10 protein-coding genes are annotated in these 10,120 nt (G+C 71.3%); 5 read left to right on the top strand and 5 right to left on the bottom strand.

From position 1 onward, the window contains the following. Nucleotides 1-1,803, bottom strand: a 1,803-nt coding sequence (locus D7X12_RS44700) for a serine/threonine-protein kinase (protein ID WP_147443886.1), incomplete at its 3' end; no start/stop codon positions are given. Then, nucleotides 1,787-3,082 (bottom strand): glutamate-1-semialdehyde 2,1-aminomutase, encoded by a 1,296-nt coding sequence (hemL, locus tag D7X12_RS34450; protein WP_120629453.1) that lies wholly within the window; start codon nucleotides 3,080-3,082, stop codon nucleotides 1,787-1,789. The genes D7X12_RS44700 and hemL, both read right to left, overlap by 17 nt. A gap of 209 nt (nucleotides 3,083-3,291) precedes the next feature. On the opposite strand from hemL, the gene D7X12_RS34445 reads away from it, so the two are divergent. From D7X12_RS34445 to D7X12_RS34425, 5 genes are all read left to right on the top strand, one after another. Then, on the top strand, nucleotides 3,292-4,314 hold the full coding sequence (locus tag D7X12_RS34445) for a helix-turn-helix domain-containing protein (protein WP_120629452.1): 1,023 nt from the start codon (nucleotides 3,292-3,294) through the stop codon (nucleotides 4,312-4,314). Continuing rightward, nucleotides 4,304-5,167 carry a nucleotidyl transferase AbiEii/AbiGii toxin family protein gene (locus tag D7X12_RS34440; RefSeq protein ID WP_158620180.1) on the top strand — a complete coding sequence of 288 codons (864 nt, stop codon included), beginning with the start codon at nucleotides 4,304-4,306 and terminating at the stop codon, nucleotides 5,165-5,167. The genes D7X12_RS34445 and D7X12_RS34440 overlap by 11 nt, the downstream gene beginning before the upstream one ends. 8 nt (nucleotides 5,168-5,175) lie before the next feature. Next, nucleotides 5,176-5,562: a lactoylglutathione lyase gene (gene gloA / locus D7X12_RS34435; protein ID WP_120629454.1), complete on the top strand. Its 387-nt coding sequence runs from the start codon at nucleotides 5,176-5,178 to the stop codon at nucleotides 5,560-5,562. 204 nt (nucleotides 5,563-5,766) lie between these two features. Next, on the top strand, nucleotides 5,767-7,095 hold the full coding sequence (gene mgtE, locus D7X12_RS34430) for a magnesium transporter (RefSeq protein ID WP_120629450.1): 1,329 nt from the start codon (nucleotides 5,767-5,769) through the stop codon (nucleotides 7,093-7,095). Between the two features lie 10 nt (nucleotides 7,096-7,105). Then, entirely contained in the window at nucleotides 7,106-8,023 is a 918-nt protein-coding gene (locus D7X12_RS34425) for a DUF6929 family protein (protein ID WP_120629449.1), read from the top strand. 16 nt (nucleotides 8,024-8,039) lie between these two features. On the opposite strand, the gene D7X12_RS34420 is transcribed toward D7X12_RS34425, so the two are convergent. From D7X12_RS34420 to D7X12_RS34410, 3 genes are all read right to left on the bottom strand, one after another. Next, nucleotides 8,040-8,789 carry an SDR family NAD(P)-dependent oxidoreductase gene (locus tag D7X12_RS34420; protein ID WP_120629448.1) on the bottom strand — a complete coding sequence of 250 codons (750 nt, stop codon included), beginning with the start codon at nucleotides 8,787-8,789 and terminating at the stop codon, nucleotides 8,040-8,042. 117 nt (nucleotides 8,790-8,906) lie between these two features. Continuing rightward, the gene (locus D7X12_RS34415) at nucleotides 8,907-9,827 is read right to left on the bottom strand and encodes a tetratricopeptide repeat protein (protein ID WP_120629447.1); all 921 of its coding nucleotides are present in this window, start codon (nucleotides 9,825-9,827) and stop codon (nucleotides 8,907-8,909) included. Beyond that, the gene (locus D7X12_RS34410; RefSeq protein ID WP_120629446.1) at nucleotides 9,824-10,054 is read right to left on the bottom strand and encodes a hypothetical protein; all 231 of its coding nucleotides are present in this window, start codon (nucleotides 10,052-10,054) and stop codon (nucleotides 9,824-9,826) included. The genes D7X12_RS34415 and D7X12_RS34410 overlap by 4 nt, the downstream gene beginning before the upstream one ends. Nucleotides 10,055-10,120 lie beyond the last annotated feature (66 nt).

The following is a 10,120-nucleotide window of genomic DNA, read 5'->3' as shown; positions in this document are numbered from 1 at the left end:
GCCTGCGCCGGGAGTCCAACCCGGACGCGAGGGGCGGTTCTGCATGGGTGAGTCCTCCGGGGCCGGGGGGGGCCCCTCACGGTGAAAAGCTCGAGGGTGTGGAGCGGAGTCTTCCGCGTCCGGGCGCGGATTCCAATCCGGGTGAGGGGGGGGCCCGGCCGGAGCCTGCCCGTCCGGGTGGGAGTCTTCGCCCGGGTCGGTGGTGTCCTCGGCGCCCGGGCCGGACGCGGACCGGGGGAGCACGGTGCCTTCCTGGGGGGTGGCCTCGCCTGCGCCATCCGAGCGGGCGGATTCAGCGGACGTGCCGTGCACGGACTCCATGCCCGTGTCGTCCGAGCGGGCGGATCCGACGGACGCACCCGGAGTCGTCTGCGTGCCCATACCCTCCAAGCGGGCAGAGCCATCGGACGTGCCTGAAGTCCCCGCCCTGTCCGCATCCTGCGCGCGAGCCACCTCCGTGGACATGTCCGCGCTCCGCATGGGTGCCACGCCGTGCGCGGTGGCGTCTTCCCCTCCCGACCCCGGCGTCCATGCTCCCAGCGAGAGGCGTTGCGGCGCGGCGGACGCCTCCCCACCCGCGACCGGCACCCACGCATCCTTCGTCACTTCCTGGTTGTGCAGTCGCACCGGGGGCGCCTTGCGCAACCCGGGCTCCTCCGTGACCGCGCCCGCCGCCTGACGCAACTTCGCCGCGTCCAGCGCCTCCGTCGCGATGTCCTCCTGCGCCCGGAGCGCCTCCGCGTCCTCCGGCGCCTGCCCCTTCACGTGGGGCGCGCGCAACGACGGGAACTCCTGGCGCGTGCTCGCGCGCTCCGGCTGTTCGCGCAGCAGCTCGTCCACCATCTGCTGCTCGACGACCTTCTCGCGTGGGAAGGCCGCGGACATCAGCCGCACCAGGTCCTGGTCCGTCACGCCCGGGGTCAGCTTCTCCTTCAGCGCCGCCAGCGCCTCGCCCATCGCCGCCGCGGACGGGAACCGGTCGTTCGGTTCCGCCGCCAGCGCGCGCACCAGGAACGCATCCACCGCGCGCGGCAGGTCCGCCCGGTAGCGCCCCGCCGGCTCCCACTGCGGATAGGCCGCGCGCCGCCAGCGCTCCAGCGGATCTCCGCGCTGGGACAGCGGCTTCCACGCGAACAACTCCCACAGCACCACGCCCGCCGCGTACACGTCCGCGCGCCGGTCCACCGTGCGCTTGCGGGCCTGCTCCGGCGCCATGTACGTGAGGTTGCCAATCACCACGCGCGGCGCGGTCTGCTGCTCCTTCAGCGTGGACTGCGCCGCGCCGAAGTCGATGATCTTCACCTCGCCCGCGTAGCTCACGCACACGTTCGCCGGGGACAGGTCGCGGTGCACCAGGTGCAGCGGGTGCCCGTCTTCGTCCGTCGCGTCGTGCGCGTACTGCAGGCCCTCGCACAGCCGCTGACCCAGCTGGAGCAGCGTCCCCAGGGGCATCATCCGCTGGCGCTGCCGCAACCGGTACGCCAGCCGGCTGAGCGTCTTGCCCTGCACGTACTCCATGGCGAGGAAGAGCTGCCCGTCCACCTCGCCCATCGCGTACACGCGCGCGATGTTCGGGTGCGCAAGCCTCACCACCACGCGCGCCTCGTCGCGGAAGCGCCCCACGAACTGCTTGTTCTCCAAGAGCCCCGGCAGCACCTTCTTCACCACCACGGCGCGGTGCACGCCCTCCTCGCGCGCGAGGAAGACCTCCCCCATCCCCCCCGCGCCAATGCGGCGCACGAGGGTGTAGGGACCGAAGCGCAGGGGCCCCTTCAGGGGCTCGGGCTCAACGGGCGTCGCCAAGCGCGCGGAACGCCTTGCGGGCCGCGGCGAGCACGTGCTCCACCTCCGGCTCGCCGATGGCCAGCGACACGAACGCCGCCTCGAACTGGCTGGGCGGCAGGTACACGCCTTCGTGCAGCATCGCGTGGAAGAAGCGCCCGAACTTCGCCGTGTCCGCCTTCTTCGCGGACGCGTAGTCGAACACCGGCTCCGCCGTGAAGAACACCGTGAGCATGCTGCCCACGCGGTTCACCGTCACCGGCACGCCCGCCGCCTTCGCCTCCGCGAGGAAGCCCTCCTCCAGCATCCGGCTCAGCTGCTCCAGCCGCGAGTACGTGCCCGGCGCCGCCAGCGCCTTCAGGCACGCCATGCCCGCCGCCACCGCCACCGGGTTCCCGGACAGCGTGCCGGACTGGTACACGGGCCCTTCCGGCGCCACCTTGGACATGACGTCGCGCCGGCCGCCGTACGCGCCCAGCGGCATGCCGCCGCCCACCACCTTCGCCATCGTGGTGAGGTCCGGCTTGAGCTTGTACAGCTCCTGCGCGCCGCCGCGCGCCAGCCGGAAGCCCGTCATCACCTCATCCAGGACGAAGAGCACGCCGTACTTCTGGCAGAGCGCCTGCAGCCCTTCGAGGTAGCCGGGCCGGGGCACCAGCACGCCCATGTTGCCCACCACCGGTTCGATGATGGTGCAGGCGATGTCCTTGCCCTTCTCCTCGAAGATGCGCTCCACCGCGGCCAGGTCGTTGAAGGGCGCGGTGAGCGTCAGCGCCGCGAGCGCCGCGGGCACGCCCGGCGAGTCCGGCAGGCCCAGCGTCTCCACGCCGCTGCCGGCCTTCACGAGGAACGGGTCTCCGGCGCCGTGGAAGCAGCCCTCGAACTTGAGGATGTGTTCGCGGCCGGTGAAGCCGCGCGCCACGCGGATGGCGGCCACGGTGGCCTCGGTGCCGCTGGACACCAGGCGCACCTTCTCCACGGACGGCATGGTGGCGCAGATCATCTCCGCGAACTCCACCTCACCGGCCGTGGGCGCGCCGAAGGTGGTGCCGCGCCGGGCGGCCTCCAGGATGGCCTCGATGATGGGCGGGTACGCGTGCCCGAGGATGAGCGGGCCCCAGCTGCCCACGAGGTCCACGTAGCGGTTGCCGTCCACGTCGGTGAGCCACGCACCGGAGCCTTCGCGGAAGAAGACGGGGTCGCCGCCCACGCCACGGAAGGCGCGCACGGGAGAGTTCACGCCACCCGGGATGCGCGCCTGCGCACGGGCGAAGAGGGCCTGGCTTTGAGCGTGTTTCATGCCGGGTTCCATAGCACGCGCCGGGCGCCGCTCCCCGCCCCGCGTGGACCTCCGGTGTCGCCTTTCCACCCCCCCCGGATGCCTGCCCGCACGGCGAAGGACCGCTCCCCACCGAAGGTCCCTGGGGCCGCCATTTCCTTCGCCATCCTGCCGCCATTTTCATCTACAACCGTTCTTCATTCCCAAATGAAGAACGCACAGGAGCGAAAATGCCCGCCGTGTTCCACCTGCCCGCGCGGCTGATTCCCTGGCTGTCACCCCAACCCTGGCTCCAGGTGCGCAGCGCCACCCGTCCCTCGCTCCGGGTGGGGGAGCGTGAGGTCCGACTCCGGCTGCTGGAGGCGCCCTCGAAGCTCAGCGTCGACCAGCTCCCCTCCTTGTTGAGCCTGGGCGCGCCCGCGAAGGACACAGGCCATGCGATTCCACTGCTCGTGGGCGCGTTTCTCAGCCAGCGTGTCCGCGAGGCGCTGGAAGCACGCGATGCGAGCTACCTGGACGCAGGTGGGCACCTTCATCTGGTCGCGCCGGGCGTCTTCATCCACCTGGGCGGAGCACGCTCGGCCCCCCGCCTGAAGCAGCCTGGACAGGGCACCCTGGGCGCTCACGGGGTCCGGGCCATCCAGGCCCTGCTCGGGGAACAGGCCCCCGTCTCCGTCTCCCAACTGGCGGAGCGTGCCGCCCTCTCCGTGGGACAGACACACAAAGTCCTCACCCGGCTCGAGGAGCTGGGACTGGTTCAGACCAGCGGCAGGGGTCCCACGAAACGACGCACCGTCCGCGAACGCACCGAGCTGCTCGACTGGCTCCAGACACAGACCAGCGCCACGCGAAGGGAGCGGTCCTTGCAGGTGGCGCTCTATGCACGCCGTCCCGAGGACCTCTGGTTGCACTCCAGCGCGAAACTGAGCAAGGCAGGCATTCCCCACGCACTCACGGGCGCCGCCGCCGCGAGCGTATTCGGCATCGGTCCCACGAGCGTTCCCCTGTCGCGCATCCGCATCTCGCCGGAGGTGCCCTTGCACCAGGCAGCGGAAGCCCTGGGCGCGGAGGTGACCGAACGCGGAGCGAATCTCACGCTGTTGCAGGACACAGGCAGGGTCGGTTGCCAGTCGGCCACCCACCAGGACGGCATCTTCGTCGCGCCACCGGTCCGCATCTACCTGGATGCCCGCTCTGAGCGGCGGGGCGAGGACATCGCGCAGCGGTTCCGCGAGGAGGTCCTTGGCTACTGAGGGCGGACATCGGGGCGAGTACGACCCGTCGGTCCGGTCCGCGCTGCTCGCGGAGGCCGTGCACGTCGTCCGCGCGTTCGGATTCGCGGGCGCGCACGTCGTCATCATCGGCGGCCTCGTGCCCTCCCTGCTCGTGCCGGAGCCTGAGTCCGGCATCGAGCCCCACATCGGCACGCAGGATCTCGACCTCTGCCTGCGCGTCGCACTCGTGGAGGGAGAGGTGGGCCACTACGAGCGGCTGGAGCGCACCTTGAAGTCGGCGGGCTTCACCATGGACGCCCACTCCAGCTGGCGCTGGAAGGGAGGCATCACGCACCCGCTCACGGTGGAGTTCTTCTGCGCGCTCGGCCCCGGCCGTGAGGCAGGCAGGTTGTACCGGCCCGGAGGTGTGGTGGGAGGAAGGCTCTCCGCGTTGGTCCTGGCGGCCGGGAGGCTCATCGACCGGGACTTCCTCGAGAAGGAGGTCGTCGTCGTTCTGCCAGGAGGCGGCGGCAGGACACGCCAGCAGCTCAGGGTCGCGGGGCCCGCCGCCTACCTCGCGGCCAAGGTGGACGCGCTGCGGAAGCGCCCCAAGAACAAGGACGCCTACGACATCGTCTGGCTCATCGAATCGTGGCCCGGCGGTCAGGCCGGGCTCGCCCCCGTCCTCCAGGCAAGTCCCATCCATGACGACCCCGACTTCCAGCAGGCCCTGGTCGCACTCGGCCAGGAGTTCGAGGACATCGACGCGGCGGGCGCGCGGAAGTACGCCCGCTTCGTCGCATCCCCCGGTGTTGATCCTGATCAATCCGCCCGACGCGCCAGCGGCGCCGTGAAGCTCCTGCTGGCAGAACTCGCGGCCCTGCGGCTATGACCGTCCGCATGCGAATCCTCCACACCATGCTCCGCGTCGGCGACCTGGAGAAGTCGCTCGACTTCTACACCCGCGTCGTCGGCATGACGCTGCTGCGCCGGCACGACTATCCGGAAGGGCGGTTCACCCTCGCCTTCGTCGGCTTCGGCCCCGAGGACACCCACCCCGCGCTGGAGCTCACCCACAACTGGGACACGGCGAAGTACGAGTTGGGCACCGCCTACGGCCACATCGCCCTGGGCGTCAGCGACATCCACGCCACCGCCAATGCCATCCGCCAGGCCGGCGGCAAGGTCATCCGCGAGCCCGGCCCCATGAAGCACGGCACCACCGTCATCGCCTTCGTCGAAGACCCGGACGGCTACAAGGTCGAGCTCATCCAGCAGAAGACCTGACAGGCCGCGAAGGCAGACACGACCCAGGGGCCCCTGGCCGGTGCGCCCCCACAGTGAGGGGTGCCGGACGGACCAGGCAGGCGGGCGAGGTTTCAGGGCGATGTTTCGCGCCTTCCACTCGCCGCGCCCCCGACAGGGGTGTAGAGAGGCCGGCGCGCCGCGCATCGCAAGCGCGCACCCTCCCCTTTTTCGAGGCACGTCGTCATGGTGGAGAGTCCCCAGACCCAGAACGCGTTGTCCCCCGATGAGCTTCACGAGGCCTGGGCCGTGCTGTCCGTGGACGAGCGCGTGGAAGGCTTCCGCCTGCTGCCCCCGTCGGTGGTGGACGACTTCTTCCTGGGCCTGTCCGCGCGCGAGCAGGCCGAACTCATCCTGACCCTGCCCCCGAGCGAGCGCCGCACCTGGGTGCGCCTGCTGCCCCCGGACGACCTCGCCGACCTCGTGCAGGCCGTGGAGCCCGAGCAGGTGGACGCCATCCTGTCCCAGCTCGACGACGCCAGCCGCCGCGAGGTCAATGTCCTGCTCGCCTACGCGGAGGACGACGCCGGCGGTCTGATGAACCCGCGCTTCGCCCGCGTGCGGCCGGACATGAGCATCGACGAGGCCATCGGCTACCTGCGCAAGCAGGCGCGCGAGCGCGTGGAGACCGTCTATTACGCCTACGTGCTGGACGCCGAACAGCGCCTGCAGGGCGTGCTGTCCCTGCGCCAGCTCTTCCAGGCCGCGCCAGACAAGCGCGTGGCGGACGTCATGCAACGCGACGTCATCACCGTGGCGGAGAACACCGACCAGGAGGCCGTCAGCCGCACCTTCTCCGAACACAGCTTCATGGCCATGCCCGTGGTGGACGAGGCGCGGCGCATGAAGGGCATCGTCACGGTGGACGACATCGTGGACGTGGTGCAGGAGGAGGCCACGGAGGACATCCAGAAGGTCGGCGGTATGGAGGCCCTCGACGCGCCGTACTTCGACGTGGGCTTCCTCGCCATGCTCAAGAAGCGCGCGGGCTGGCTGATGGTGCTCTTCCTGGGCGAGATGCTCACCGCCACCGCGATGGGCTACTTCGAACATGAGATCGCCCGCGCCGTCGTGCTGAGCCTCTTCATCCCGCTCATCATCAGCTCCGGCGGCAACTCCGGCAGCCAGGCCACCACGCTCATCATCCGCGCGCTCGCGCTGTCGGAGATGCGCCTCAAGGACTGGTGGCGCGTCGCCCGGCGCGAGCTGGGCACGGGGCTCGCCCTGGGCACCGTGCTGGGGCTCGTGGGCTTCACCCGCGTCATGGTGTGGCAGGCCCTCTTCAAGAGCTACGGGGACCACGCGGTGGTCATCGGCCTCACCGTGGGCGTGTCCCTGGTGGGCGTGGTGCTGTTCGGCACGCTGTCCGGCTCCATGCTGCCGTTCCTCCTGCGGCGCGTGGGCTTCGACCCCGCGAGCGCTTCCGCGCCCTTCGTGGCCACGCTCGTGGACGTGACCGGGCTCGTCATCTACTTCACCGCGGCGAGCCTCTTCCTGCGCGGCAGCCTGCTGTAGGAGTCCGCCCATGATTGCCACCACCCCGCGGCGCACCCTCACCCTCGCCGCGGCGCCGGGCCAGCCCACGCACGTCTCCGCCGCCAGCGGCCTCGTGCGCGTGGGCGACTGGCTCTACGTCGTCGCGGACGACTCGCTCCACCTCGCTGTCTTCCCCGCCACCGGGGACGCGCCGGGCCACACCGTGCGCCTCTTCCCGGGCGAGCTGCCCGAAGCCCCCGCGCCCCGCAAGGCGGCGAAGCCGGACCTGGAGGCGCTCTGCCGGCTGGGCCCGTCCGCGGGCTTCGCGCACGGCGCGCTGCTCGCGCTGCCCTCGGGCTCCACGCCGGTGCGGCGCCGGGCGTCGGTGCTGCCCCTGAACGCGGACGGCACGCTCGCGGGCCCTCCCCGCGCGGTGGACTGCACGGCGCTGTACCTCCAGTTGGAGCGCGAGCTGGTGGCGCTCAATGTCGAAGGCGCGGCGGTGACGGGCAAGCGGCTGCGGCTGCTCAACCGGGGCAACGGCGAGGGCGGCGTGGACGCGCTCGTGGACCTGGACCTGGACCGCGTGCTGGTGGGCGTGGACGGGGGCCTGCTGGGACCGGAGGCGGTGCGCACCGTGCGCCGGTGGGACCTGGGCGAGGCCAACGGCGTGCGGCTGTCCTTCACGGACGCGTCCGCGCTGCCGGATGGACGGATGGTGTTCACCGCCACCGCCGAGGACTCGAAGGACCGCGTGGCGGACGGCCCCGTGAAGGGCTCCGCGGTGGGCGTGCTCGCGCCGGACGGCACCCCGGTGTACCTGGACGCGGTGGACGCGGCGCTCAAGCTGGAGGGCGTGGACGCGCGCGTGGAGGGCGGCCGCATCCACCTGCTGCTGGTCGCGGACGCGGACGACCCGTCGGTGCCCGCGCCGCTCCTGGAGGCCGTACTGCCCGTGCCGGGCTGAAGCCCCGGCTGGAGCCTCAGGCCTGGCGCTTCACCGGCAGCGGGCCGAAGGACTGCGCCACCGGCATCATCGAGATGACGTTGATGTTCACGTGCGCGGGCCGCGAGGCCACCCAGTGCACCGTGTCCGCGATGTCCTCCGGCGTGAGCGGCTGCATGTTCGCGTACAGCGACGCGGCTCTCGCGTCATCGCCCCGGAAGCGCACGTTGGAGAACTCCGTGCCGCCCACGATGCCCGGCTCGATGTCCGTCACGCGCACCGACGTGCCGTGCAGGTCCGCGCGCAGGTTGAGGCTGAACTGGTGCACGAACGCCTTCGTCGCGCCGTACACGTTGCCGCCCGGATAGGGGAACTCCGCCGCGACGGAGCCCAGGTTGATGACGTGGCCCCGGTCGCGCGCCACCATGCCCGGCAGCGCCGCGCGCGTGCAGTACAGGAGGCCCTTGACGTTGGTGTCCACCATCACGTCCCAGTCGTCCAGCCGCGCCGCCTGCGCCGGGTCCAACCCCAGCGCGAGCCCCGCGTTGTTCACCAGCACGTCCACCTGCGCGAAGTCCGCGGGCAGCGACTCGAAGGCCTTCTGCACGGCCTCGCGGTCCGTCACGTCCAGCACCACCGGGAGGACCTGCTCCCCCAGCTCCGCCCGGAGCGCGTCCAGCCGCTCGCCCCGGCGTCCGGTGGCGATGACGCGCGCGCCCTCCTTCACGAAGCGGCGGACCACGGCCAGCCCCACGCCCGCGGTGGCCCCTGTCACCAGCACGTTCATGTGATTCCTCCCACGAAAAGGAGCACGGCCCCGGCTTGCGCCTGGAGCGCGGCCCGGCCGTTACATGGCATGCGAGGAGGGCGGGCGCACGCGAATGCGCCCGGGCGTGCGGAGGCTTCAGTCCCCGCGGTCGCGGGCGGCTTCCTCGGCGGAGCCCCCCATGGCTTCCACGGACGTGCGCGCCTGCTTCGCGCGGTCGAAGGCCACTTCCTTCTTCCCGATGCCTTCGGGCGTGTTGTTCGACAGGCGGCGGCGCGCCCGCGCGATGGCGTCCTGCACGAGCGAGGGATCCGGGTGCGTCTTCAGCGTCTCCACCCAGGTCTCGATGGCCTTCTCGTTGTCGCCCGCGTCCGCGCGCAGCTTGCCCATTTCAAACAGGGCGTGCGGCGCCAGCTCCGAGTCCGGGAAGCGCGCGCGCAGGTCCGCGTAGGTGCGCAGCGCTTCCTGGCGCTTGCCCTCCACCATGGCCAGGGCCTGCGCCTGGAGGAAGAGGGCGTCATCCACGTAGGCGCTGGCGGCGAAGCGCTCCGGGAGCTTCTTCGCCTCCAGCTCGCACTGCGGATAGTCCGCCAGCTCGAAGTAGAGCTTGGCCACCTGGTACTGGAGCTCCGCGCTCTGGGGCGGGTTGCGGTGCAGCGCGGCGGTGAGCTGATCAATGGAGCCGCGCAGGTCGCGGTAGTGTACCCGCAGCAGCTCCGCGAGGATGATGCGCGCCTCCAGCGCCTCCGGGGACTCCGGGCACTGCTGGATGAGCTGGCGGTAGACGGACACCGCCTCCTTCACCTTGCGCTGCTCCAGCCAGTACACGTCCGCGGCGCCCTTGAGGGCCCGGGCGCGCATCACCAGCGCCTCCGGGGACTCGTCGCGCAGCAGCATGTCGTACGCCTTGCGGTACTCCACCAGCGCTTCGTCCGGACGCTTCTCGAAGATGGCGTCCCGCGCGCGCTGCATGTGGTCCACCGGCTTGTCGCGGCAGCCGGTGACGGCGAGCGCTCCCACCGCGAGCGTGAACACCCACCGCCGGGCTCCAGGCCTCATTCGCACGACTCCGGGATGAGGCGCACGCAGCGGGTCTCGTCGCAGCGCACGCACTCACGCTCGGAGGAGACGTCGGTGACGCACACGGAGACGCGCGAGGTCCGGGGGCAGTCCTCGGACGTGACGCAACGGTAGAGACTCCCGTCGGTGCGGGTGATGTCCACCGGCGTGGAGCCGCAGGACTCCAGGTTGTTGCATCCCAGGAGCGCGGCCGACACGACCGCCATTGCTCCGAACCAGGCGCGTTGCACGGTGCAGGTTCTAGCCAACTTCCGCCCCGGGGTCACGAATCG

The organism is Corallococcus sicarius (assembly GCF_003611735.1).
In the GTDB taxonomy this organism is placed as follows: Bacteria; Myxococcota; Myxococcia; order Myxococcales; family Myxococcaceae; genus Corallococcus; species Corallococcus sicarius.
The sequence above is the reverse complement of the archived record's forward strand: the minus strand, read 5'-3'. Positions and strand labels throughout refer to the sequence as shown.